The organism is Oxynema aestuarii AP17 (assembly GCF_012295525.1).
In the GTDB taxonomy this organism is placed as follows: Bacteria; Cyanobacteriota; Cyanobacteriia; order Cyanobacteriales; family Laspinemataceae; genus Oxynema; species Oxynema aestuarii.
The window spans coordinates 1697314-1722637 of sequence record NZ_CP051167.1 but is presented as its reverse complement, the minus strand read 5'-3'; the positions used below and the strand labels follow the sequence as shown (position 1 = coordinate 1722637).

Sequence of the window (25324 nt, the reverse complement as noted above, 5' to 3'; positions counted from 1 at the left end):
TAGTTTAATTTTTATTGCAACTTTTGAGGAGTAAATACATTGATGACCGGGAGGGCGATCGGGGGGTCTACAACCGAATGGGGATTGAGAAAACCTCGATTGCGATTCCCGGAACGAAGCGCAGCAAAATCGAGATTTAGCCGACCTCGATCGCCGCAATTGGCATTAAACCGAGGGGATAAAATGAGGAAGCAGCCTGTCGATAAGCTGGGGATGGCGCGATCGCCATTGGCGCGACTGAAGCGGGGATCGGTAGGGATTTAACCGGGCAAAACCCCTCGATCGTCCTGATGGGAACGTCCGCGATCGAGGGTCGTGTTTTGGGCAACCGTCCGGCGCGCGATCGCCGTCGTCGCTAATATCGAGGGGCGATCCTTCGACCCGCTAGGTCGAGCAGAACTGCCGCTCTCGACCCCCGATAACCCCGCTCAATTTGTCGCTTTCCTCAGAACAATCTCGCTTCATTCATGCGATCCCCAATTGCGGCGATCGCGCCCTAAAATAGCGCCAAATTGGCTCGAAATCGCCTCCCTTCTTTTAAAAAAAGCGTCGGTAAAGCCACAACCATACCCAGGTGAGGACGAACGCCAACAGGGCGATCGAGATAGGTAAACCGATCGCGGCGATCCAGGAAAAGGCGATCCGCAACGGTTCGACAATCAGCACGATCGCCAGAGATACCCCCGCCAAGATCGCCAGGTCGTATTTTTGGATCGCTCGGGTCGCCTGGGCAAAATATAGGGCCGATAAAAACAGCAACCAGGCGATCGTTTTCACCGACGGCGGTAGATCGAGACTCGCCAGGACGATCCAGCCCAAACCCGCTTCATACCCGGTAAACAGGGCGGCGATCTGGATTTCGCGATCGGAAAAACGGCGACGGGAAACGGGCGACCCGGAAGCGCCGCCCATCGGCGTCGGGGCGGGGGTTGGCGGCGCAGAAACGGGCGAACCCGGCGGATTGAGGGCCTCACAGACCTCCCGGACCGACTGGTAGCGTTCGCTGGGAGTGGCGAGCAGGAGGCGATCGAGCAGATCGGCAAATCGAGCTTCTTTGGCGTCCGAACCGGACTGGGGAAGGGGAACGTGCGATCGCCAGTTCCACTGATTGCTGTAAGCGTCAAACAATTCTTGAGGGTCTTTTCCCGTCAGTAAAACGATGCAGGTGACCGCCAAAGCGTAGAGATCGGTCGCGGGAAACACCGTGCGTCCCGCCATTTGTTCTGGCGGAGCAAATCCCATCGAATAAATCCCCGTAGACTGGCCCCCTGCGGAAAGGGTTGCGGTTTGCGCCACTTGCTTGACGGCGCCAAAATCGAGCAGGTAAAGCGGTCCGGCGTTGGAGCGAATGATATTGGACGGTTTAATATCCCGGTGGATGACGTGACGGGTGTGGATGAAGTCGAGAATGGAGAGAATTTCCTCAAAAACGGCGATCGTGTCCGCGAGGGAAAACGGCCCTTTGGTTTCGAGTTCTCCTTCGAGGGTGGAGCCGTCGATATATTCTTGAACCAGATAAAAAAACTGCTCCGACGTTCCCGCCGTTTTTCCGGGGATTTCTAACGGAAAAAAGGCGAATAAATCGGGAATTTGAGGATGTTGGTTGCCGAGTTGTTCCAGGACGATCGCCTCGCGCTCGAATAGGGTATGGGCGATCGCCAACTGTTCGGGGCTCAGATCCCCGGAGGGCTGAAACTGCTTGACCGCACAGAGGCGCATTGCAGGGGTACGGCGATCGCGCGCTAAAAAAGCCGTCCCGAACCCCCCCTGTCCGAGCAACCGCTCAGTTAAATAACGTCCGTCGAGAATTAAAGGCATCCCGCAAGCAGTGCAGTATTTTTGCTGTACGGTTTTCAACGTCGTGCGATCGTCGAGATCTGCAAACTGATTGAGGGGACGGGGACATCCCGGACGAGTACAGTAAATTTCCATAGATCCTCGCGATCGGAAAGGGAGGCGAGCGATCGCCGCCACTCGACTATTTACCCGTGGGGTTAGACGCTGCACTACTGACGGTCTCCGATTCTAACGCTGCCGTCGGTTGCTCTACCGGGCCGTCTCCCAAATCTTGGGTCGAAAATTTCGGTAAAATTTCCCGACTGAACGCTTCCGCCGCTTTCGAGCGATAGCGATTGGGATTGTAAATTAACGACAGCATCCGTTTGACCACGACTCCCTCGATCGGCGCCCGGTGCAGCACCTCCATTTGCAATTCTTTTTCAATGGCAGAGATCGACACAAACGCCGCCCCCAAACCGGATTGAACTGCATTTTTAATCGCTTCGATCGAATTGAGCTCCATTTCCAATTTCAAACGGCGCGTGTCGATATCGTAGCGCGAAAGCACTTGATCGATGACCTTGCGAATAGTCGATTGCGAATCTAAGGCGATAAATTGCAGTTTGTAAAGATCTTCTTTTTGAATGGTTTCTTGTTTCGCCAGAGCGTGAAACACGGGTAAAATCAGTGCTAATTCATCTTCCGCATAAGCTTTGACTTGGAGGGAATCTTGCAATTCCGGCGGGACTTCCCCGCCGACGATCGCCAAGTCGATCTGACCGTTCGCCACACTCCACGCGGTCCGCCGGGTCGAGTGAACGTGCAACTGAACCGCCACGTCCGGATAACTCTGTCGGAATAACCCGATCATGCGCGGTAGCAAGTAGGTTCCGGTAGTTTGGGAGGCTCCCACAATTAAGGTTCCCCCTTGCAAATTCTGTAAATCTTCGATCGCTCGGCAGGTTTCCTGACATAGGGTCAGAATTTTTTCGCCGTAACTGAGTAACAGGTGACCCGCTTCGGTCAGTTGGGCCCGCCGTCCCCCTCGATCGAACAGTGGCACATCCAACTGGCGTTCTAAATTTTGAACCTGCAGACTCACCGCAGGCTGGGAAACATATAAACTATCCGCAGCACGTTTAAAGCTCCCTTCAGCAGCGATGGCTTTGAGGATGCGTAACTGATCTAAGGTGAAAGGTAGATCGGACATATTGCTAAACCTGAGAGGGGCAACGAGTCGAGTTCCAACAAACGGATGAAACGGGTTGGGATGCGGTTGTTAGACCTTGCTGCGTTCGAGTTTAGGGTGACCTTAACCGAAAATGACGATAGCATAACTCGCCACAAGCCTCCCGATCGATACCGTAACGTTGTAGTGCAGTTTACCAAACCCCGCCTGCGTGCCTGGTTTTTCGCCCGTTTCAGGCTCAAGTCGAGGATCGCAAGGACTGGGGGTTGTGTGGGGGGAGCGATCCCCCGATTGCTCCTAATTATCCCTCGATCCCTGCGCGATTGATAACTTATGTACAATTTTGATATGACCCGCACTGAACTGACGGGGATTTGGCGTCGATACGCCAAAGGCGTCGCTTCGCGAACGCACCGATCCAGGGTCGCATTATTTGCAGGGTGACCGTCGCCGTGTCGCGGTCCTCGATGTTCGAGTTAAGCGCTAAAATCTAAACTCTAAAATTCCCCAAATGGCTATCGTTCGCTTAGAAGAAATTACCCGTCAATTCGATCGCGTCCCAGCCATTGAAAATATTAGTTTTGAGGTTCCCGACGGTCAATTCTGGGTCTTGGTCGGGCCGTCCGGTTGCGGTAAATCTACGATTTTACGGACGATCGCCGGGTTGGAATCGGCGACAAGTGGGCGGATTTATATCGATAATTGTCTCGTCAACGACATCCCGGCGCGCGATCGCGACGTGGCGATGGTTTTTCAAAATTACGCCCTCTACCCTCACATGAGTGTGGCGGATAACCTCGCTTTCGGGCTGAAAATGCGCGGGGCCGATCGCCAAACCCAACAACGACAAGTGCAAGCGGTGGCGCGATCGCTCTCCCTGGAACTCCTGCTCGATCGCAAACCCAAACAACTCTCCGGCGGACAACAGCAACGGGTGGCCCTCGGTCGGGCGATCGCCCGCGAACCGAAGGTGTTCTTACTCGACGAACCCCTCTCCAATCTCGACGCCCAACTGCGCGACGATACCCGCGCCGAACTCAAGCAACTGCACCAACGCCTGGGAATTACGACGATTTACGTCACCCACGACCAAATCGAAGCGATGACTCTCGCCGATCGCATCGTGATTCTCGATGGCGGTCGCATTCAGCAAATCGGCGACCCGCAAACGGTCTACACTCAACCCGCGAATCGCATGGTGGCAACGTTTATCGGCAATCCGCCGATGAATATTTTCAGTGCGACTTACCATGAGGGACACTTTGCGATCGCCGGACAGACGATGCCTTGTCCGGGTGTCCTTCGCCGCGCGATCGCCCCGTCTCCCGGTCAGACGTTCGATCTGGGCCTGCGTCCGGAGGCGATCGCGATCGGTTCTCCCCAGTCTTCTCCCCCAGGCGATCTCGCCACGTTGACGGCGATCGTCGAGTTGGTCGAACCCCTCGGACGGGAAACCTTAATGCGTCTGACGCTCCCCGGAAGTCCCACCTCCTTTGCGGCGATCGCCCCCGGACGGGTGCAATCCCACCCGGGAGATCGTCTCACGGTCAGCTTCGACGGCGATCGGTTGTTCGTCTTCGACCGTGCTACCGGAAGCACGCTCTATCCCGCTTGAACCCCTCGCCATTGCGCCAATTCACCGGGGGCGATCGCCCCGCGTTCGGTGACGATCGCCGCAATTAAGGATGCTGGCGTCACGTCGAAGGCGGGATTGTAATAGTCCACTCCCCTTTCTGGGGTCAGCCGAGTGGTGCCAATTTGATATAACTCCACTGGATCGCGCTCTTCGATGGGGATTTCCCGACCACTGGCGAGTTCAAAATCCACGGTGGAAAACGGCGCCGCTACGAAAAAGGGGATCCCGTGCGCTCGGGCGGCGATCGCCACCTGATAGGTCCCAATTTTATTCGCCGTATCCCCATTGGCGGCAATGCGATCGGCGCCCACCACCACCGCATCGACCATCCCGCGATTCATGCAGTGGGCCGCCATCCCTTCGGCAATGACCGTCACCGGGATCCCTTCTTGCACGCACTCCCACGCCGTCAATTTCGCCCCTTGCAACCGGGGACGGGTTTCGTCCGCATACAGGCGTTCTAAGCGTCCGGCGATCCACGCCGATCTCACCACTCCCAACGCCGTACCGTAGCCCGCCGTCGCTAAGGCGCCTGCATTGCAGTGGGTGAGCAAGCGCAGTTTTTCCGGGGTTTTCGGCAACGCATTTAACCCGTGTTCGCCGATCGCCCGACAGGTTTGTAAGTCTTCCGCCTGAATGGTTTGGGCAGTTTCGAGTAGCACCGCTTTGAGATGGTCTACCGATCCTAATGTCCCTCGGGCCGTTTTGAGCATCCGCGCGATCGCCCAAAATAGATTCACCGCCGTCGGTCGCGTTTGACGCAAGGTTTCGGCGACGGTTTCGAGTTCGCTTAGAAACTGCTGGCGGTCGGTCGCGGCGATCGCCCGGGCGCCCAAATACATCCCGTAAGCCGCCGCTACCCCGATCGCCGGGGCGCCGCGCACGATCATCGTTTTAATCGCTGCCGCCATATCTTCGTAATGGCGAATTTCGACGACGGTATATTCTTGAGGTAAGCGGGTTTGATCGATGAGTAATACGCGATCGTCGTGCCAAATGACGGGATAAACTGGGTTGGAATTCGACATGATGGGAATTTGAGATTTTAGGTTGTAGATTTTAGATTTTAGATTGGTTTAAATCGAACCTTTCTCTAATCGATTGCAAGAAGGCGATCCATTGACGTTTTAATAAGGGTAAAATTCCTTGAGTGGCCTTCTCAAACTTATATTCAAATAAAATATCGAAAGCATCTTTTAAATTCATCGATCCGATATAACTAACTCCGCGATCGATCGCGCGATCGTCGTACTCGAAATAAACTTTTTTAGCAATTCTCTCGGAAATTTGCCAACGCCTTAAAAAATAATTCCTCAATTCTTTTCTATAAGGGTCAAATTCCCCGATCTCCCCTTTTACATATTGACCGATATAGCGAGCCGCTACTTCTCCAGCGAGCATCGCGTAGCGAATTCCTTCGCCCCCCAAAAAGTTAAAGGTCGATACCGAATCGCCAATGGCGATCGTATTGTCTCGATAATAAACATCTTTCAAACCCATGCTATAACATAATGTCGAGCCGTGAACGTCAATTAATTGATAGTTATCTTCTAAATTTAAGTAGTTTTTAGTAATCAAATTGATTCGATTTTTAAATCGATCTTCAACTGGGGCGATCGCGTGCTTGCCATAATACCGAGCTACCCCAATTTTTAACCGATTTCCCTCCATTGGAAACACCCAAGAATAGCCCTGAGGCATCCACTTAGATCCCAAAAAAAACACTAATTCTTGCTCTAGTTTTCGATAACAGTACGGTTCGACTTCAATTAAATATTCGATCCCAGTCGCTTTTGAAAAAGAGGGGCGATTTCTCTTTTGGGGATACATTACGGCCCTCGCCGAACCCGTCGCATCGACGAGCACCTTCGTTTTAACCCGGGTCGGTTCTGTGGTTCCTTTGCGCTTAAACTCGGCGATCGTTTCTCCGTTCTCTCGATAATGTTTAAAATAGCGATAACCCATCCAGACTTCGCTACCCGCTTCGGTCACTTCGTCGGCGAGAAATTGGCGCAGTTTGGCAAAATCAAAGACGACGCCTAACGGTTCGGGCGAAGTCCACGTTTTACGCGCATTGGAACTGACAATCGTTAATTTATCCCAAACATTGCCGATCGTTTGTTCGGGTAAGTTGAATAATTCTAAAGTTTTTAAAGGGGTTGCCGCACTCGAAAAGTTATTAATTTCAAAACTAGAATGTTGTTCGGCGAGTAACACCCGGTAACCATTTTTTGCTAACGTGCGGGCGCAGTGACCCCCGGCTGGTCCGGCGCCGACAACGACGATATCAAAGCTTTGCATCTAGGAATTTTAGAGTTTAGAGTTTAGAGTTTAGAGTTTAGAGTTTAGATTTTGACTTCTTACATTGTTCAGAAAAATTGCAATACCCCCCTTTTCGAGGGGGGCTTTTTCTAATTTTGCCAGAGGTGCGATCGCTGTAGGGGCGAAAGCGAATCGCCCCTACTTTGATGTGGAAATTCCCTAGCGAACGCTAGAGAGTTGCACTTTAAACGTTTGCAAAACGCGATCGGCCATTTGGGCGGGGGTTAACCCGAGATCGGCCTTGGATTCGTCCGGTTTGGCGTGATCGACGAGAACGTCGGGAACGCCGAGGCGCAATACGGGGGTGAGGACGTTGTTATCGAGTAAGGCTTCGGCGACGGCAGATCCGAAACCGCCCATGATGCAGCCTTCTTCCATGGTTACGACTTTGCCAATGCGTTCGGCGAGGGGCAAAATCAGTTCGGTGTCGAGGGGTTTGACGAAGCGGGCGTTAACGACGGTGGCTTCGATGCCGTGTTCGCTGAGGATTTCGGCGGTTTGCAAGGCGGGATGAACCATCGATCCGTAGCCCAAAATCAGGACGTCGTCGCCGTTGCGGAGGATTTCGCCTTTACCGATTTCGAGGGGTTCCCAGCCTTCGTCCATCAGGGGGACGCCGTAGCCACTGCCTCGGGGGTAGCGCATGGCGATCGGGCCGTCGGTGTATTCGATTCCGGTGACGAGCATTTGTTGCAATTCGGCTTCGTCTTTGGGGGCCATCAGCACCATATTGGGGATGCAACGCAGGTAGGCGATGTCATAGAGTCCCTGGTGAGTGGGACCGTCGGCGCCGACGATGCCCGCGCGATCGAGGCAGAAGAAGACGGGCAGTTTTTGAATGCAAATGTCGTGAATGATTTGGTCGTAGGCCCGTTGTAGGAAGGTGGAGTAAATGGCAGCAACGGGGCGCATTCCTTCGCAGGCCATCCCGGCGGCGAGGGTGACGGCGTGTTGTTCGGCGATACCGACGTCGATATATTGTTTCGGGAGTTTTTCTTGGAGTTTGTTGAGTCCGGTTCCGGTGGCCATGGCGGCGGTGATGCCGACAATTTTGGGGTTGTTTTCGGCGAGTTCGATCAGGGTTTCGGCGAAAACTTTGGAATAGCTGGGGGGTTTGGGTTTGTTGGAGGGGATGGCTTTCCCGGTGGCGAGGTTAAAGGGGCTTTGGGCGTGGTAGCCGACTTGGTCTTTTTCGGCGATCGCGTAACCTTTACCTTTAGTTGTGGCCACGTGAACCAAGACCGGACCGGGGATCTGGTGGGCTTGATTGAAGGTGGTAATCAGTTCTTCGAGGTTATGTCCGTCTACCGGACCGATGTAGGTAAAGCCGAGTTCTTCAAAGACCGCGCCGACTTTGGGGATGGCGAGGCGTTTCATCCCTTCTTTGAGGCGTTCCATTTCGGGGCTGAAGGTGTCGCCGACAAAGGGGAGGTGTTTAAATTGTTCTTCGAGGTTGTCTTTGAGGAACTGCACCGGGGGACTGAGGCGCATTTTGTTTAAGTAACGCGGGATGGCGCCGACGTTCGGGGAGATGGACATCTCGTTATCGTTGAGGACGACCATCACGTTGGTGTGGGGGAGGTGTCCGGCATGGTTGATCGCTTCGAGGGCCATCCCTCCGGTGAGGGCGCCATCGCCAATTACGGCAACGCTTTTGAATTGTTCGCCTTTGAGGTCTCGGGCGATCGCCATCCCCAGGGCGGCGGAAATACTCGTGGAGGCGTGACCTGCACCGAAATGGTCGAATTTGTTTTCGCAGCGTTTGAGATATCCGGCCACGCCGTCTTTTTGCCGCAGGGTATGGAAACGATTGTAACGACCCGTCACCATTTTATGCGGGTAGGCTTGGTGACCCACATCCCAAACGACTTTATCGCGATCGAGATCGAGGGTTTGATAGAGTGCGATCGTCAGTTCGACCACACCCAGACCCGGACCGAGGTGACCGCCTGTGGCGGCGACGGTTTCGAGATGCTTTTCCCGAATTTGTCGGGCGATTTGCTCCAGTTGCGGGATCGATAAACCGTGCAACTGGTTGGGATGGGTCAATTCGCTTAGATGCATACGTTTTTACCTAAGTTAGCCAATCGGGGTGTTTTCCAGGAGTACAAGGGCAAGATCTTAAAATAAGATTTGCTGAATCGATTGATAAGTTCGCTTGATTTACTAGGATACAAGACCCATCAGGATCTTTCATCAGTGTAGGCAATCTCAGGCTTTCGGCGAAACCATTCCCCATAAAAATTCCCGATCGCAACAATCGCGCGATCGGGAAACCATTGAGATGAGGGAATTCAGAAAGCTTCAAACTCGATCCTGGAGAGAGCGTCAGTTGACGGCATCTGGCATCGGTTAGCTTTTTTGCAGGTTGCGTTTGCGTCGCATCATCGCCAAACCACTGCCCCCTAACGCCAATCCCAGAATCGAGACGGGTTCGGGAACGGCTTCGGCGCCACCATCGGCACTACCGACTTTAATTTGATACGCCAAACGGGAGTTACGCGGCATATTACTGTCGGTCCAGCTCATCAGGGAGGTTCCCGTGAGGGTGAAGCTATCACTGACGCCACTAATTCTCAGGTATTCGACGCCATCATCGGCATTGTCGGCGAGGGACGAACCCAACAAGTCAACGCCGTTTAAAAATAAGTTGCTCAGCAGAATGCTGGTGTCCGCAGTGGCGGCCCGGGTCCGGATGAAAATATCGTTGATGGGATTGCTGTTTGCCGTCGCGTTTAAAGTTTGACCGCCGACGATGTAGGTCACTGCCCGGGTTAAGGCATCGAAAGTGAGACTAAACTCGGTGAGTAAACCATTAGTCCACGTGAAGTTGGCCTGGTCTTGAGTGCGGGTGGGGTTGCTCGTATCCACCCCATGAATGTCGAGTTCGTAATCTCCGTTGCGGGCGTTGTTGCCAAACCGTCCTTCAGCCACAAAGGAGAGATTGGGGTTTAAAGCGTTGAAGTCGTAGTCGTTATCGACTGCCGATAAACTAAAAGCTCGGGCTGCACTCGGAAGCGCTAATAATCCTAATGTAGCGACAGTCAAAGAAAACAGGTTTTTAGATAAGTTCATTTTTTCCTCTCCAGAAACGGTACGATTGGCTATGACTTCCCCTAAAATCCTGGCGCGATCGGATCCGAGAATCCGATCGCGACTAACTTTTAAATCCAACCCTATTTATAATTTAATTCGTATAAATTGAATCGACCAGAGCGATCTAAGGATTTCACGAATTCTTTACAAGAAACTGGGGTTTTCTCGGTTAAATTATGAAGCTCTGGTAAACTTAACCGGGCGATCGCCCCACCTGCTATTGAGGAAAACCATCGAAAAACCGATTTCAACATGGCTCTCAACTATCGAAAAGCATGGATGGCGATCGCCGTCATCAATTTTGAACCTGTCGTCGAGTTTTATCAACATTTGCTCGATCGCCTGCCCTATCCGTATATTCACGGAGTTTATGCCGAGTTCGAGTTAACTGGAATGCGCTTGGGCATTTTTAAACCAAAATCCACTCATGAATCTGAATTTGAAACTATCGAAAAAAGCGCGATGAGTTTGTGCTTTGCAGTAACCGATCTTGATGAGGCGATCGGCCAATTGAATGCCTTGGGTTATCCGTCTATTAGCAGAGTTGAAGAAAGTTCCCACGGGCGTGAAATTTACGCTCGCGACCCCGCAGGCAATCGGTTAATTTTATATGAAGAAATAGGGACTCCCCCCATCGAATCCTTGTAAAATAGAGAAAGCTTCCAGGGGAGGGGGCATCTACTGATGAATAATATTACCAGCGATCTTGACGGTTGCGAGCGCGTTCTCGCCGCGATCGTCTTTAGCGATGCCGTGGATTTTAGCGCGAGGATGAGGTCTAACGAACCGCGAACCCTCGCTTTAATACAACGCGACCAAACCATTATGAAAGCTATTTGCGAGCGTTATCAAGGTGAGGTTATCAAATCCACGGGGGACGGTTTACTGATTAAATTTAGTAACCTTAACAGTAGTCTTCAAGCCGTCAATTGTGCCATTGAAATTCAAAAAGAGTTAGCAAAAAACGCAGAAAATTTAGACTCAGAAGCCATTTTATACCACAGAATCGGTATTCATTTCGGTGAAGTTTTTGCAATCTCTAACGACGTGATGGGTCATACAGTAAACGTTGCAGCGCGGCTAGAAAGCCAAGCCGAACCCGGTGGAATTTGCCTTTCTAAAACGGTTTACGACCTTACAAAAAAGACCCTATCCGTTCAAGTCAGGTATTTAGGTCACAGAGAACTCAAAAACATCAGCAATTCTTTTCCCGTTTATCACATTTCATTGGGGACAGAATCAAATAATGTCTCTGGAGCTCTATCGAGAACTCGGCTTTCAAAACAAGACTATCGCAACCGCCAAGTTCTGCTCGATAAAGTTTACAATTATTGGATAACAGGGGTGTTAGAACACTCGCTGCACGCGCGCCTTTTATGGGAAATCGGAATAACCCCACGACCGGATATGCTCGATGGTTCGTGGAACAGTGTTTTGAAAACTGCACAAACATGGCAGCGTTATTCAGCGAGAACGCGGGCGATCGATATTTTTAACAACTTGGGTGCGGGACGAACTTTATTAATTTTAGGACAACCCGGTTCGGGAAAAACGATTACCTTACTAGAAATTGCCCGATCCTTAATCGATCGCGCCAAATATAATGTATCTTTGGCGATTCCTGTAGTTTTTAATCTATCATCTTGGTCGGCAAAAAAGCAACCGATCGATCGGTGGTTGATAGGAGAACTCAAGGGTAAATATCAACTCAGTAAAGAAATTGCTGAAAAATGTGTAAAAGAGCAAAATTTATTGTTACTTCTTGATGGATTAGATGAAGTCAGCGTAGAAAGTCGTGAAGCTTGCGTCGAAGCTATCAATGATTTCTGTCATCAGTTCGGACAAACTGAAATGATAGTATGCTGTCGCCTTCGCGATTATCAAGCTCTCCATCATCGCTTGCAGTTACAGGATGCAATTTACTTGCAACCGTTGCGCCTGGAACAAATTCGAGCTTATCTGAGTTTCGGGGGCGAAAAACTGGCCGCACTTTCTCTACTCATTGAGACAGATAAAACTTTACAGAAACTGGCGAGATCTCCTTTGATGCTAAGCATCATGATGTTTGCCTATCGCGGCATACCTGTCGAAAATCTCATCAAAAAGGAAACTTTGGAAGAGCGACGCCAGCATTTATTTGATACTTACGTTTGCAAGCTTTTCGACCATCGCGGCGGCCAACAAAAATACAGTCTTAAAACAACTAAATATTGGCTAAGTTATTTAGCTAAACAATTAAAGAAACAAGGGGAAACTATTTTCTCGATCGAGCAAATACAATCGAGTTGGCTGCCGAATTCGTGGGGAAAGTTTAAGTATCATCTAGAGTTTTGTTTGTTGTTCGGTGCGATTTTTGGTGCGGTGTTGTTTCTCTTATTCCCTGTTGTTTTTCCCCACACAAATCTAACTTGTCCTTCTTGGGTTTTTCTAGTTTACGGAATGGTGGGGGGAAGTAGCGTAGGAATTTATGCTGCGATCGCCTGGACTCTACTCAATCGACTTTTAGGAAAGCGAATTAGATCGTCTGTAGGGGGTTTAATTTTTAGTCTGGTTGGTGGTTTTGCTATTTTACCGACTGTAGCAAGTGTTTACATGACAAGCTGTCTAATAGATAATTTTGCTATTGAAGGGCTTTTCAGTTTTCAATCTACGATCGCTTATCTAGGATCGTTTTTTCCATTGTTTTATCTAATTAGTGCCTTAAATGCCATCTCATTTTGGGCAGTTTTGCGAACTTCAATTTCACCCTCAATGAAATTAAAATGGTCACCCACATTGGCTAAAAAAAAGCTAATTTATGGGATGATATGGGGATTGAAAAGTGGATTGATTCTTGGTTTGATTTACTGGATAACCCTTGTCGAAGAGATTTTACCTACGGTTCTGCTTGTAACCTATCCACTCTCTCCTTTAGCTAGGTTAACTATTTTAATTCTTGCCTCTGAATTGATTGGGGGATTGATTGGTGGGATGTTGGGTTTCTTTATTGGCGGGTTAACGGGAATGACGATTTCAACAACAACGATGCCGAATCAAGGGATTTGGCATACCCTCTACAATGCAATATGTTTAGGGGGAATGACAACTCTCATTTGGGGTGCGATCGCTGCATCGTTCGGCTCCCATTTTTCTATTGTTGCTATCCCTTTGGGTGTAGCTGTAGGTATGATGAGTGGGGGAATAACAGCTTTAAAACATCTTTTACTGCGGTTAAATTTGCGATCGCTCGGTCTGATTCCTTGGAATTATGCCCGCTTTCTTAACTATGCTACGTCCTGTATTTTTCTACAAAAAGTTGGTGGTGGTTATATTTTTGTCCATCGGTTGCTGTTAGAACACTTTGCCGCAATGGATTGGCGATCGCGATCGTCGGGAGGTCGATCGAAATGACTCAGGAAACCTGGAAAATTCATTTTTTTCTGGTTACCAATATCTTGATTGTTGCAGGTTTGCTGTTGTGGATATTGCGAAATAGTCAAATGAAACCCTCAAAAATAGCGGGTCAGTTCTACGAAACTCAACCCACTAACTAATAATAATAAAACTGCCGTAGCCTGGGTGAGCCTCCCTTGCGCGGAAGGGGCGATCGCCTCTCGAACCAAACTCGATAATGCCGCACCGATCGCGTAACTCAAACTCAGCACTAAATACGGCCATTTTTCCGTCATTCCCCAACTGCCGAGCAAGGCGATCGCCAAACTTAACATCAATAATTCAATAAAAACTGGGGGATTGTTTTGGCTCGATTCTAAGAGAGTTTCCCACCACGATTGCCAGCGTCTCATCGGTATTGTAGATTTTAGATTGTAGATTTTAGATTTTAACGGTTGGCGGCGATCGCGCAAAGTCTGTAGAGATCTCTTCGCCAAAAACGCTTAAAATTCCTGGAGGATGGCGATCGCCTCTTCCAGACTCACTTGGGGAAATTCGGCATAAAAACGGCTGACACTGGAAAACTCCTCGGGAGTGGCCAAAATCACCGTGCGATCGCACCATCTTTGTAAATACACCTCTAAATCGGCAGGAGCGACCGGAGCGCAAATCCACACTTGAGCCGGATCGCGCGATCGCAACGCCCGAGCGGCGACCGAAATCGTCATCCCCGTAGCAATTCCGTCATCGACGACGATCGCGATCGCCCCAGCGAGATTCGTCGAACCCCGAACCCCCGCCATAGACTCGTATTGCGCTCGCGCCTTCTCCCGTGCGGCAGCCACCGCCGCCTGTTTCCAGGGGGACTTTCGCCAGCGCCGCGCCCACAACACGTGACCGTCGGCACTGACTGCCCCCAATGCCAGCTCCGGATTGTGCGCACGGACGATCTTTTTCGCCACCACGATATCGAGCGGACAGCCTAAGCGACGTGCTACCGGAGCGGCAATCGGCAAACCGCCGCGCGGTAGGGCAAATACCACAGTTTCGGGCGATCGCTGGCATTCGCGGGCATATTCGCTCAGTCGAGCCTCGATCGCCCGCGCGAGTAGCGCTCCCGCTTCGGCGCGATCGCGGAATAACGGGTCAGGTGAGATCAATTCCTGTAGCCCTCTTATAACTTTAGATTTTAGATTTTAGATTGGGGATTCAAACGGGTCAGCTCGTGACAGCAAATTATCCATAATTCCCGTAAACTTTCAACTCAAGTGGATGATGGATAAATCTTAAATCCAAAATATTATAAACTATTAAAAATCATAGCGATTTGTGATTTGATTGGCGATCGCGTGTCAATGCTTTTCTATTTTTTAAACTATCATGTCCGATAACGAACAGCTCAGTCTATTTGACCTGTCCGATCCCGATCGATCCCCAGGTCAATCCACCTCCCCAGGGTCTGATTCTCAAAAAGATTTAATCCCCACCGACGCCAATATTGCCATTCCTTCCGGCACCTACAGCAGCCTCGACGAACTCGCCGCCAGTTGCCAGCAATGCCATCGCTGCGAACTGGCCAAAGGTCGCACTCATGTCGTCGTCAGTCGCGGCAATCCCCAAGCGAAGATCGCAATTGTCGGGGAAGCCCCCGGTCAGCAAGAAGACGAAACCGGATTACCTTTTGTCGGTAAAAGCGGCCAACTTTTAGATAAAATTCTCGCCTCCGTCGAACTCGATCCCGAACGGGACGTTTATATTTGCAATGTCAATAAATGCCGTCCGCCGGGAAACCGCACGCCGACGACGCCAGAAATTGAAGCGTGCAAACCTTATTTATTAGAACAATTGCGCTTGGTTAATCCGAAAATTATCTTGTTAACCGGAGCTACGGCGGTTAAAGGGACTCTCGGAGATAAGCGCGGGATTACGAAAATTCGAGGTCAGTGGTTCGATTGGCAAGGTTTTTTATGTATGCCGATTTTCCATCCCGCCTATTTACTGCGCAATCCTTCTCGCAAAGAAGGTAGTCCGAAATGGTTGATGTGGCAAGATATTCAAGCGGTTCGTAATAAATTAACCGAATTGTTGCAAGAAGATGAGGAATTTTGAAGCGATCGAGCTAGAATCTAAAATCTAAAATCTAAATGGCGGCAGTCGCGCAACCACAAGCGAATTGCTTGGGCGATCGCGCTGTCGCTGCTTTCTTGAGGGGGTGTGGGCGGTTCTCCGGGAAGCAGACGGCGGGTTTGAGAGAAAATGGTGACCAAGCGCCACCCGTCCTCGGCTCGGGTGAGGAATAACCAGTGATAGCCTTCTAAAACCAGACCTGTGGGGTCTAAATAATTGCGTTCCAAGGTGGTCAGAAATGCCTGACGGACGTCGGGGGAGGGGGCGTCGGGAGACCTCTCGAGATCCGGCAAGGTCGAACCCGGTCCGGGAGTGCGTCCGGGGCCGAGGGGGAGGGGCTCAAATTGGGGATTTCCGGCAACGATGACGTAGTAGGGAACGTAAGTCTCGTTGGTGCGTTGGATGACCCGATTTGCATATCCGGGCAAATCGGCGATCAGTTGGGTGACGAGGGGTTCGAGGGTGGCGGGACAGGTGCGCCGTTCGTAGATGGGGAGGTCGTTCTCGGCGGGTGTTTCGGCAGGAAGTTGGGGAAGGGCGATCGCCCCAGGGGAAGCCGAGACGATCGCCGCCGAAGCGATCGCCGCCAAAAGGCGCTCGGCGATCGATACCATCTTATCCGTCAACTTCTTCACAAATTCGCTGGAAGGCGATCGCCGGATCCGGTGCCGTCGTAATCGGACGACCGATGACCAGATAGTTCGCCCCCGCTTTAAATGCCTCCGCCGGGGACATCGCCCGTTGTTGGTCCCCCTTCGCGGCCCAAGTCGGACGTACCCCGGGACAGACGAGCAGAAAGTCCGGACCGCAAACTTCGCGTAACTGTGCGGCTTCGTGGGGGGAACACACCGCCCCCGGCAAGCCGCAATCTCGGGCTAATAAAGCCATTTCTAGGGCATATTGGGGCAGTTCGATCGGCACTTTGAGATCGAAGGCCAAATCGCGGGCATTCAAGCTGGTGAGCAAGGTAATCGCAATTAAGCGCGTTTGGGGGTTTTCTCCTTGAACCTCTACCAAGGCAGCTTGGGCATCTTGGAGGGCGCGACGACCGCCAGTTGCGTGAAGGGTGAGTAAATCGACGTTAAGGTGGGCTGCACTGCGACAAGCTCCGGCGACGGTGTTGGGGATGTCGTGGAGTTTGAGGTCGAGAAAGACCCGTTTGTGGCGAGCTTTGAGTTCTCGAACGATTTGCGGTCCTTCGCTGACGAACAGTTCTAAGCCGACTTTCCAGAAAGAGACTTGGGGGAGGAAATCGACTAAGGCGAGGGCCGCTTGGCGGGTTTGGACGTCCAGGGGAACGATGATGCGATCGGCGATAGACATGTAGGGGATTTTAGAGTTGAGAGTTTAGAGCTTAGAGTTTAGAGTTTTTTAAATTTGAGGGGGTGGGGGGTTGCGGGCAAGATGCCCGCATTGCAGGGAGTTTACTCGACCAACCGGACAAATTTTTTCTTCCCGACCTGTAGAATTTTGCCTTGGGCGTCCGTGGGAGACTCGAAGGTGAGATTTTCGTCGCCGACGCGATCGCCGTCTATGCGAACCGCCCCCCCTTTGATTTGGCGGCGGGCTTCTGAAGAACTTTTACACAAGCCACTAGCGTTGAGTAAGTAAAAGACCTTGGCGGGGAATTCGACCGAGCTGACGGAAAATTCGGGAACCGATCGCGCCTGGGCCGTTTGACCGCCGACGAGGGTTTGAGCGTCTTTCTGGGCTTGACGGGCTTCAGTTTCGCCGTGAAATTGGCTGACGATGGTGACGGCGAGGAGTTTTTGGAGATCGCGGGGATTTTCCGGCAACTCGTCCAAGGGTAAATCGGTCAACAACTCGAAATAGTCCGGAATTGAAGTATCGGGAATTTTTTCGAGTTTGGAGTACATGGTCAAGGCATCTTCAGTCAACCCGACATAATTGTTGAGAGATTTAGACATTTTCTGGGTGCCGTCGGTGCCGAGCAGAATGGGCATCAACAGACCAAATTGGGGAGTTTGACCGAAATGACGTTGTAAATCGCGTCCCACGGCGATATTAAATTTTTGGTCGGTTCCGCCGAGTTCGACATCGGCGCGGACGGCGACGGAATCGTAACCTTGCATGAGCGGGTAGAGAAATTCGTGCAGAAAGATGGGATTTTCTTGGGCTTGACGTTCGGCAAATCCTTCCTTAGCGAGCATTTGGCTGACGGTCATTTGCCCGAGCAACTCCAAAATTTGGCTTAAATCGAGTTGGGACAACCATTCGGAATTGTAACGAATTTCCAGTCGTCCGGGAGTATCGAAGTCTAGAATAGAACGAACTTGATCCAAATAAGTTTTAGCATTGGCTTCGACTTGGGCTTGGGTCAGTTGGCGGCGGACCTCCGACTTGCCTGTCGGATCGCCAATGCGGGCGGTAAAATCGCCGATAATAAGGACGGCAGTATGTCCGGCATCTTGAAAAGCTCTGAGCTTACGCACGGGGATACTGTGACCGAGATGGATATCCGTCCCGGTCGGATCGATGCCTAGCTTGACTCGCAAGGGGCGATCCACCGTTTCCAGTCGTCGGACGAGATTTTCATTGGGGTCGTCAGAATCCGGGCGATCGGGAAAAATTTCGCTGACACCACGGTGTAGCCAAGATAAACTTTGAGTCAAGGATGCTTGTTGTTCACAGACCATGCTTTGCGTTTTGCCGGGATTGGCTTTTGACATTCAACAGGGAGTAACGCTCGAATGCTCGACCGTCAGACTACTATAATTGCAAAAATTAGTCGCCAAAATTAATCTATATATCATTGCAGCCTGTTGGGTGCGCTGGGTTTGGGGGCTTGCGATCGCGCGATCGCGCCGCTCGACCTATCCGGATCGAGCCGTTTGGCAACTGAGGATCGGGACTAGAGCAGTGGGCAGATCGGGCGCGAACCCCTCCGAAATCGAAACCCTCGGACCTTCTGAAAATTGTGGCCTATGTCTTTTGGAGAACCTTTCGAGTCAGCGCGATCGCGTGTCCCGGACAGGCGAGGACTCCTCGAATCGAACCCTCTCCTGGAGGGGCGATCTCTGCCCCACCCCCATTCTTCAAAAGCCGCGTCAGCAGCGAAATCCAAAGTCTTTATCAAGCCTTGTTTAGTGAGGAAGTGAAATCGCCGTGTCTACTAACACGATTGGACAAAATCCCCCTGGAGACTCCGCACCGATCTTCAATTTTTTTCAAGGCATCAGCAAGGTCACGGCAGGCACCCTGCTAGGGTTGACCATGCTCGCCAGTTCGGGGGTCGCCGGGGGGCTGGTCGGCTTGGCGGTGAGCTTCCGCAACCTCCCCGACGTGCGGGTTTTGCGCAACTACGTCCCGACAGAAACCACCTACATCTACGACATCAACGGCCAACTTCTCACCCGCATTCACGACGAAGCCAACCGAGAAGTGGTCCCCCTCAACAAAATCTCGCCTCATCTCAAACGGGCCGTTCTCGCCATTGAAGACAGCCATTTCTACCTCCACCACGGGATCAATCCCGGCGGGGTGATGCGCGCCTTCGTCGCCAACTTGGAAGCCAACGAAACCGTAGAAGGGGGTTCGACCCTGACGATGCAGTTGGTAAAAAACCTGTTTCTCTCGCCGAAACGCGCCTTGAGTCGGAAAGCAGCAGAAGCGGTTTTAGCCATTCGTCTCGAACAAATTCTCGAAAAAAACGAGATTCTCGAACTCTACCTCAACCAAGTCTACTGGGGTCACAACCTCTACGGCGTCGAGACCGCCGCGCAAAGCTATTTCAACAAGTCCGCCGCCGATTTAACCCTGGCGGAAGCGGCGATGATGGCAGGAATCATCCAAGCGCCGGAAGATTACAGTCCCTTTGTCAATTACAAATTGGCGAAACAACGGCAGGCGGTCGTCCTCAACCGGATGAAGGAACTCAAGTGGATTACCGCCGAAGAGGAAGCCGAAGCCCGTCAGCAACCCTTACTCGTCGGTCGCGTCACCTCGTTCCGCACCAGCAAGTTACCTTACGTCACCGATGCGGTCATCCAAGAACTCACCCGTCGCTTCGGACGGGATGCGGTGCTCAAAGGTGGGATGCGCGTGCAAACCACCATCGATATGAATTTCCAACGGATGGCGGAAAAAACCGTCGCCTCTTGGCACGAACGCCTTTACTATCAAGGACTGTTTTACAACCGCGACAACGGCCAAATTGCCCTGGTGGCCGTCGATCCGCGCACCCACTTCGTCAAGGCGATGGTCGGGGGCGCCGATTTTAAAAAGAGTCAGTACAACCGGGCCATTCAAGCGCGCCGCCAGCCGGGCTCTTCCTTCAAGCCGTTTGTCTACTACACCGCTTTTGCGTCGGGTAAGTTCGCTCCCGAATCGACGGTTAATGATACTCCAGTGAGCTACCGCGATGGCAATGGCTATTATTCGCCGCGCAACTACGGCGGTTCGTTCTCCGGTGCGGTCAGCGTTCGCAAAGCTCTAGAATCGTCGCTCAACGTTCCGGCGGTCAAAATCGGTCAGGCGGTCGGACTCAATAAGGTGATTGAAGTCTGTCGGACTTTGGGGATCGAAAGCCCGATGGAACCCGTGATTTCGATGCCGTTGGGTGCCATTGACTTGACGCCGATGGAGATGGCAGGTGCCTATGCGACGTTTGCCAGCAACGGATGGCATTCGGATCCGACGTTTATCGTTCAGGTGACGGACAGTACGGGCAACGTGCTGCTCGATAATACGCCCAAACCGCGTTTGCTGCTCGATCCGTGGGCGGTGGCGTCGCTCAATGACGTGCTGCAAGGGGTAATTACGCGCGGGACGGCGACGAACGCGCGTATCGGTCGTCCGGCTGCCGGAAAAACGGGAACGACGTCTTCGGAACGGGATATTTGGTTTGTCGGCTACGTGCCGCAGTTGTCGGTGGCGGTCTGGGTCGGTAATGACGATTACACCCCCTTGGCGTCCGGGGCGACGGGGGGCGGGTTTGTGGCTCCGATCTGGCGGGATTTCATGCATCAAGCGATGCAGGGAATGCCTGTGGAAAACTTCAAATCGCCTTCCCAGTTCGATCGCCCGCGTTAGTAGCGGTATGTTTGAGGGATTGGGGATGGACGGTAGAATTTCGCCCGGGGTTGGCCGTCTGTCCTCGATCGCCCTTCTCAGACGATGAGAGTCGCGAGGCTGTCGGGCCACTGTGCTAGCCATTCTGGCGGTTCGAGCTTATGTTTCGATTTCGCCTTTCATTTTTTCTAAGGTTCGATTCATTTGGTCGAACATTTGCTGGGGGGTCAAGCCAAATTGACCCAGTTGGGTTTTGAGCTGCTCGACGGTCATCTGAGCCATGAAGTCTTCGGAAAGCTCGAATCGCTTCATGAAAATCCGATAGCGATCCATTAAGGCTTCCATCTGCTCGATGAACATTTTTTTGCCTTCGCGGTCGAATTTGCCGTAATTGCCGCCGAGTTGGATCAGGGATTGATAATCTTCAAATAACTGTTTGGCTTCCTGTTGGACGATTTCGGAATCAAAAAAGCTCATTTTGCTCTCGGTTTCCCTTATTGTCGTTTCTCAAAATGGTGGAAGATGCCACCGGGTTCACTCATATTTTAGTGCAGTTTTTTGTTGCGGTTTAGGCGCGATCGCCCCGAGTAGCATCTTTTTTTCCGCGTTTAAATGCCGTTTTAGAGAAAACCGATCCGGTTGAGTGGCCAAAACCGAAATGCGGCCCGTCCGATGACGTTTTGGATCGGCAGAAATCCCCAAACGTGGGAATCGTTACTATTATTTCGATTATCTCCGAGGACGAAAAGTTGCTCGGGGGGAACGGGTTTTGGTCCCCAGTCGTAAGCGGGGGGTTCGGCGATGTAAGCTTCGCTGAGAGGTCGGTTGTCGAGGTAGACTTGTCCGCTTTCGATCTGCACGGTTTGTCCTTCGGTGGCGATCGCCCGTTTGATGAAGGCTTGATCTTCGCTGTAGCCAAATTTCTGTAGGGCGGGCGGCGGGTCGAAGACGAGGATTTCTCCGGCTTCGGGGGGACGGAATTTATAGCTGACTTTTTCGACTACGAGGCGATCGCCGATATGTAAGTTCGGCTGCATCGAGTTGGAGGGGATGTAACGCGGTTCGGCGATGAAGGTCCGAATGACTAAGGCTAAAATCAGGGCAATTCCTAACACTTGCAGATTTTCCCTGATTTTCGGCCACCAGTGCGTCTCGGCAGTGCTAGGGTTGACCTGTTTTTCCTCTGATGTCATGGGATGCTCCACAAATAGCTAAATTGACGAGTACGAATGGGGATGAGAGGGGGCGGAGTTCGGACGAGTCGGGGTTCGCGCCAAGGCCCGGCGCGATCGCCCGAATTCCCCCCAAATTTGGCATTTTAGCTGCAATTGGCGAGGTTCGCCGCGCGATCGCCTCTCTAGCGGATCGTTTTCAGTTGGCGGTTTACTCCTTCGAGGTCGAAGGCATCCGGATCGAATTCTCCCCCCAACCATTCGACGGTTTCCGCATATTCGGGATCGTCGGGATTGTCTAAAATTTCGAGCAATTCTTGATATCCTCTCATGCCGCCGCAATCTTCCGGCGGACTGGCCCGTTCGCCGTCTAGACAACGCGGGTAGTGAACTTTTGCTTCCGGGGCCAGAATTTTTTCGAGTTCGAGTTGATGTTCCCAACTCTCATCGAGGTCGTACTCGTAAATGAACCGATCTCCTTCCTGGGTAATCAGTTCGTCGAGACGAGCCCGACGTTCGGTTTTCATTTCCAAGCCGTATTCGGGATGAGATTGTCCGTAAGCGGTTCCCGCGATCGTGAATTGGTGCAGGTGGGCGTTTTTCCACCCCATGACTATCTGTAAGATGCGCTGTAGTTTGTACAGGGTAATGTGGCTGGGAACCTGAATCCGCCGCCAAATCGGCGGGTTGCTCTCGGTGAGGCTGACTTTGAGTTGGTAAACCGATTCGGTTTTGACTGTGGCTTGGCTCATGGATATTCGATCTGTGGATATCTCGATCTTAAGCTGAGAGCGCCCCTCTGAGGATGGGCGATCGCCGACAGGACGCAAACCCCCCTAAAATAAGAGTGCGCCCGTTCGGGGGCGATCGATCTGTTTCTTGCTCTAATCCCATGCAACTGACTCAAAATTCTCAGATCGCGGCAACCCTTCGACCTCGCCTCGCGGTGACCCTCGGCGACCCGGCAGGGATCGGACCGGAGGTGGTGTTAAAAGCGCTCGACGATCGCCGGATGCGGGAAGAATGTGAGATCGTGGTCGTCGGCAGCCGCGCGATCGCCCGCCAACTTCATACACAGTTGCGCGGGATCGGCGATCGCCTGGCCGACCCGGACGACCTCAACTTTATTGAAATCGAAGACGAAGCTCACAATATCGTCCTCGGATCTCCCAGTGTTAGCAGTGGAGCCGCCAGTTTTGCTTATATGGAAGCGGCGATCGCTCGCACTTTGGCCGGAGAATTCGAGGCGATCGTCACCGGACCGATCGCCAAAACCTGGTGGAAAGCCGCCGGACACCCCTATCCCGGCCAAACCGAACTGCTCGCCGAACGCGCGGGCGTCTCCCGCTTCGGCATGTTCTTCGTCGCCCGCTCCCCTCACAACGGCTGGACCTTACGAACCCTGCTCGCCACCACTCACATTCCCTTGCGCCAGGTTCCCGATACTCTCACTCCCGACCTGCTCGCCTGGAAACTCGACCTTTTACTCGACTGCCTCCACCGCGATTTCGGCCTCGACCGACCGCGCGTCGCCATTTCCGGCTTGAACCCCCACAGTGGCGAAAACGGCCAACTCGGCACCGAGGAACGGGATTGGCTCACCCCCTGGGTGGAAGACCAACGCCACCGCCACCCCCACGCCCATCTCGACGGCCCCATTCCCCCCGATACCCTCTGGGTCAAACCCGGCCAAGCCTGGTACGGCGCCGAAGTCACCGCTCACGATGCCTATCTCGCCTTGTATCACGACCAGGGTTTGATCCCGGTCAAATTACTCGCCTTCGATAAAGCCGTCAACACCACCATCGGCTTGCCCTTCATCCGCACGTCCCCCGACCACGGCACCGCCTTCGACATCGCCGGAAAAGGCATCGCCGACCCCACCAGCATGAAAGCCGCCCTCTCCCTAGCCGCCGAGTTGGGCCGTCACCGCCTCGCCACCCAACCGGGTTGAGGGGACACGGTGTCTCACGCCTTTCTTCGTTGAAATAACAAAAAAGCTAACCAGCAAACTAGAAAAGTCACGGCAGAACTCGAACAAGCCAAAGAAAAATTAAAATCCTTCCTAAATCCTCATAATTCCAAGATTATTTCTGCTGGTAAATGATTAATCAATGCGCTCTCTAAAATAGGAGACGCACGCAAAAAAATGCTGTTAGGAAAAGAGCTAATTTGGTGCCATTACTCCTAATCAATACAGGGCAAAATTTAAAGGTAAACCCTGTCCTTTTTGTGGCCAAAAAATGGTACACCGACAAAAGTTGTATGCAACTGCATCAAAAGCAGAGGCCATTAAAAGAGGATATGAATATCGGTGTTTCTGTATCGATCGGGCTAGAGATTTGTATTTTCACCCCCATTATATCACCCTAGATCGTAAGCTCAATAAAGCTCCTTGTCCGTAATTATTATTTGATTTTAGAGGCTGGAAATTGGCTCTTTGAGCAAGCCGGAGAGCATTTCGCCGGGGGGTTGGGTGTGGGGCCAGGCGAAGGCGTGGCGGAAGGCGGCGGCTTGGCAGGCTTGCATCTGGCGGAAGTCGATAATATTGTACGTGAGTAAGTTCTCGTACTCGAAGGGCAGGCGCACGTTGTGCAGTCCGGCGTTGTCGGTACAAATAGCGATCGCCACTCCCGCCTCGAAGCAGCGATCGAAAACTACTTTTAACTGCTGTAGGTCGTCTAAGGTTCCGGTTTTTAAATAGGTGGTGGGGCAGATTTCCAAGCATTGACCGCGCCGCGCCAGGTCTGGCAACAGTTCGGGGTGTTTGAGGGGGATTTGGATGCCGTGACCGATGCGTTCGAGGTAAGGGAGTAAGTCGGGATGGCAGCCGTCGGGAGTTTCATAAACATGTCCGGTGGTGTGGATGCCGTGCGATCGCGCGTATTCGTATAATTCGATCAATTCGTCGAGGCGATCGCCGTAATGATTATCTCCCCCAGCCAAATCGATCGCACATACATACTGACCCTGTTGCCGAGCCAAATCGACGATCGCCCGGTTCACTTCTTTGGGTAATCGGGCGTGCATACACAAAATCTGACTGGTGACGATCGGATATTCGGTCACCTGGGAGGCTTTGCCGACAATTTCGACGATTTCCGCCATTTTGTCGATCCGTTCGGTCTGACTCAACCCTTCCGGCGTGCGCAAATACGGCGTGTAGCGCAATTCCAAATAGGCCAAATTCTCGAAGATGTAAGCCCCGCGAATCAATCGATAAATGAAATAAGGTAAGGTCTGCGCCGTTTGCACTCCTTCAACCAAGGTATGCAGTTCTAAATATTCGTCGAGGGTGTTGCGCGCTCGGGTGTAAAATTGCTCGAATGATGGATATTCTGGGAAGCGATCGGCCAGGTGGGCATCGTGCCGTTGGAAGTAGCGCCACAAAATCCGGGGAACGACGGAACCGCCGAGATGGCGGTGTAGTTCTGCATATAAAGCCACGACAGTTTCTCCTAGGTGTTCTCAAAATGAAAAATGTTCGACGGGATCTCCATTTGAGATCGGGTTCCCGCTAGCGCAGACTCGAACGGGACAACAGCATCGAATCAGAACTGGATGGGCGGCGGACGAGGGGGAGGGAGCGAAATTGGCTAG

22 protein-coding genes are annotated in these 25324 nt (G+C 52.1%); 6 read left to right on the top strand and 16 right to left on the bottom strand.

The annotated features are described in order from the left end of the window. Window positions 1-136: 136 nt before the first annotated feature. The 3 genes from HCG48_RS06940 to HCG48_RS06930 form a co-directional block, all read right to left on the bottom strand. On the bottom strand, window positions 137-328 hold the full coding sequence (locus HCG48_RS06940) for a hypothetical protein (protein ID WP_168568501.1): 192 nt from the start codon (window positions 326-328) through the stop codon (window positions 137-139). A gap of 209 nt (window positions 329-537) precedes the next feature. Continuing rightward, window positions 538-1932: a serine/threonine-protein kinase gene (locus HCG48_RS06935; protein ID WP_168568500.1), complete on the bottom strand. Its 1395-nt coding sequence runs from the start codon at window positions 1930-1932 to the stop codon at window positions 538-540. A gap of 46 nt (window positions 1933-1978) precedes the next feature. Continuing rightward, window positions 1979-2989, bottom strand: coding sequence for a LysR family transcriptional regulator (locus HCG48_RS06930; protein WP_168568499.1), 1011 nt, complete (start codon window positions 2987-2989; stop codon window positions 1979-1981). Window positions 2990-3479: 490 nt separating this feature from the next. On the opposite strand from HCG48_RS06930, the gene HCG48_RS06925 reads away from it, so the two are divergent. Next, a complete protein-coding gene (locus HCG48_RS06925) occupies window positions 3480-4583 on the top strand; it encodes an ABC transporter ATP-binding protein (RefSeq protein ID WP_168568498.1) in 1104 nt (367 codons plus the stop codon). On the opposite strand, the gene mtnA is transcribed toward HCG48_RS06925, so the two are convergent. The 4 genes from mtnA to HCG48_RS06905 form a co-directional block, all read right to left on the bottom strand. Next, window positions 4571-5632, bottom strand: a complete 1062-nt coding sequence (mtnA, locus tag HCG48_RS06920) for an S-methyl-5-thioribose-1-phosphate isomerase (RefSeq protein WP_168568497.1) — start codon at window positions 5630-5632, stop codon at window positions 4571-4573. The genes HCG48_RS06925 and mtnA overlap by 13 nt on opposite strands. A gap of 31 nt (window positions 5633-5663) precedes the next feature. After that, the gene (locus tag HCG48_RS06915) at window positions 5664-6905 is read right to left on the bottom strand and encodes an NAD(P)/FAD-dependent oxidoreductase (protein ID WP_168568496.1); all 1242 of its coding nucleotides are present in this window, start codon (window positions 6903-6905) and stop codon (window positions 5664-5666) included. A gap of 180 nt (window positions 6906-7085) precedes the next feature. Further along, on the bottom strand, window positions 7086-8990 hold the full coding sequence (dxs, locus tag HCG48_RS06910; protein WP_168568495.1) for a 1-deoxy-D-xylulose-5-phosphate synthase: 1905 nt from the start codon (window positions 8988-8990) through the stop codon (window positions 7086-7088). Between the two features lie 288 nt (window positions 8991-9278). Next, window positions 9279-10001, bottom strand: a complete 723-nt coding sequence (locus HCG48_RS06905; RefSeq protein WP_210437189.1) for a choice-of-anchor W domain-containing protein — start codon at window positions 9999-10001, stop codon at window positions 9279-9281. A gap of 273 nt (window positions 10002-10274) precedes the next feature. Between HCG48_RS06905 and HCG48_RS06900 the strand changes: the two genes are divergently transcribed. Then, window positions 10275-10670, top strand: a complete 396-nt coding sequence (locus HCG48_RS06900) for a VOC family protein (protein WP_168568493.1) — start codon at window positions 10275-10277, stop codon at window positions 10668-10670. Between the two features lie 36 nt (window positions 10671-10706). Beyond that, entirely contained in the window at window positions 10707-13412 is a 2706-nt protein-coding gene (locus tag HCG48_RS06895) for an adenylate/guanylate cyclase domain-containing protein (protein ID WP_168568492.1), read from the top strand. Between the two features lie 98 nt (window positions 13413-13510). On the opposite strand, the gene HCG48_RS06890 is transcribed toward HCG48_RS06895, so the two are convergent. Together HCG48_RS06890 and HCG48_RS06885 are read right to left on the bottom strand one after the other, a co-directional pair. Further along, window positions 13511-13807, bottom strand: coding sequence for a hypothetical protein (locus tag HCG48_RS06890; protein WP_168568491.1), 297 nt, complete (start codon window positions 13805-13807; stop codon window positions 13511-13513). Window positions 13808-13897: 90 nt separating this feature from the next. Beyond that, window positions 13898-14554: a phosphoribosyltransferase gene (locus tag HCG48_RS06885; RefSeq protein ID WP_320415775.1), complete on the bottom strand. Its 657-nt coding sequence runs from the start codon at window positions 14552-14554 to the stop codon at window positions 13898-13900. 220 nt (window positions 14555-14774) lie between these two features. On the opposite strand from HCG48_RS06885, the gene HCG48_RS06880 reads away from it, so the two are divergent. Next, the gene (locus tag HCG48_RS06880) at window positions 14775-15503 is read left to right on the top strand and encodes a uracil-DNA glycosylase (RefSeq protein ID WP_168568490.1); all 729 of its coding nucleotides are present in this window, start codon (window positions 14775-14777) and stop codon (window positions 15501-15503) included. A 17-nt stretch (window positions 15504-15520) separates the two neighbouring features. Here the strand turns inward: HCG48_RS06880 and HCG48_RS06875 are convergent, their stop codons facing one another. The 3 genes from HCG48_RS06875 to tyrS all read right to left on the bottom strand — a co-directional run bounded on the left by HCG48_RS06875 (window position 15521) and on the right by tyrS (window position 18178). Next, window positions 15521-16156 (bottom strand): hypothetical protein, encoded by a 636-nt coding sequence (locus HCG48_RS06875; RefSeq protein WP_210437188.1) that lies wholly within the window; start codon window positions 16154-16156, stop codon window positions 15521-15523. Then, window positions 16137-16844, bottom strand: coding sequence for an orotidine-5'-phosphate decarboxylase (gene pyrF, locus HCG48_RS06870; RefSeq protein ID WP_168568489.1), 708 nt, complete (start codon window positions 16842-16844; stop codon window positions 16137-16139). The genes HCG48_RS06875 and pyrF overlap by 20 nt, the downstream gene beginning before the upstream one ends. 101 nt (window positions 16845-16945) lie before the next feature. Next, the gene (tyrS, locus tag HCG48_RS06865; protein WP_246259945.1) at window positions 16946-18178 is read right to left on the bottom strand and encodes a tyrosine--tRNA ligase; all 1233 of its coding nucleotides are present in this window, start codon (window positions 18176-18178) and stop codon (window positions 16946-16948) included. 469 nt (window positions 18179-18647) lie between these two features. On the opposite strand from tyrS, the gene HCG48_RS06860 reads away from it, so the two are divergent. Further along, window positions 18648-20573, top strand: a complete 1926-nt coding sequence (locus HCG48_RS06860; protein WP_168568487.1) for a transglycosylase domain-containing protein — start codon at window positions 18648-18650, stop codon at window positions 20571-20573. Window positions 20574-20711: 138 nt separating this feature from the next. On the opposite strand, the gene HCG48_RS06855 is transcribed toward HCG48_RS06860, so the two are convergent. The 3 genes from HCG48_RS06855 to HCG48_RS06845 all read right to left on the bottom strand — a co-directional run bounded on the left by HCG48_RS06855 (window position 20712) and on the right by HCG48_RS06845 (window position 22476). After that, on the bottom strand, window positions 20712-21029 hold the full coding sequence (locus HCG48_RS06855) for a DUF1825 family protein (RefSeq protein WP_168568486.1): 318 nt from the start codon (window positions 21027-21029) through the stop codon (window positions 20712-20714). A 143-nt stretch (window positions 21030-21172) separates the two neighbouring features. Then, window positions 21173-21745, bottom strand: a complete 573-nt coding sequence (lepB, locus tag HCG48_RS06850) for a signal peptidase I (RefSeq protein ID WP_168568485.1) — start codon at window positions 21743-21745, stop codon at window positions 21173-21175. A gap of 164 nt (window positions 21746-21909) precedes the next feature. Next, entirely contained in the window at window positions 21910-22476 is a 567-nt protein-coding gene (locus HCG48_RS06845; RefSeq protein ID WP_168568484.1) for a plasmid pRiA4b ORF-3 family protein, read from the bottom strand. 140 nt (window positions 22477-22616) lie between these two features. Here HCG48_RS06845 and pdxA point away from each other — a divergent pair, with 140 nt between their 5' ends. Beyond that, window positions 22617-23678 (top strand): 4-hydroxythreonine-4-phosphate dehydrogenase PdxA, encoded by a 1062-nt coding sequence (pdxA, locus tag HCG48_RS06840; RefSeq protein ID WP_168568483.1) that lies wholly within the window; start codon window positions 22617-22619, stop codon window positions 23676-23678. A 464-nt stretch (window positions 23679-24142) separates the two neighbouring features. Here pdxA and HCG48_RS06835 read toward each other — a convergent pair whose 3' ends face one another. Then, the gene (locus tag HCG48_RS06835) at window positions 24143-25171 is read right to left on the bottom strand and encodes an adenosine deaminase (protein ID WP_168568482.1); all 1029 of its coding nucleotides are present in this window, start codon (window positions 25169-25171) and stop codon (window positions 24143-24145) included. Window positions 25172-25324: the final 153 nt, after the last annotated feature.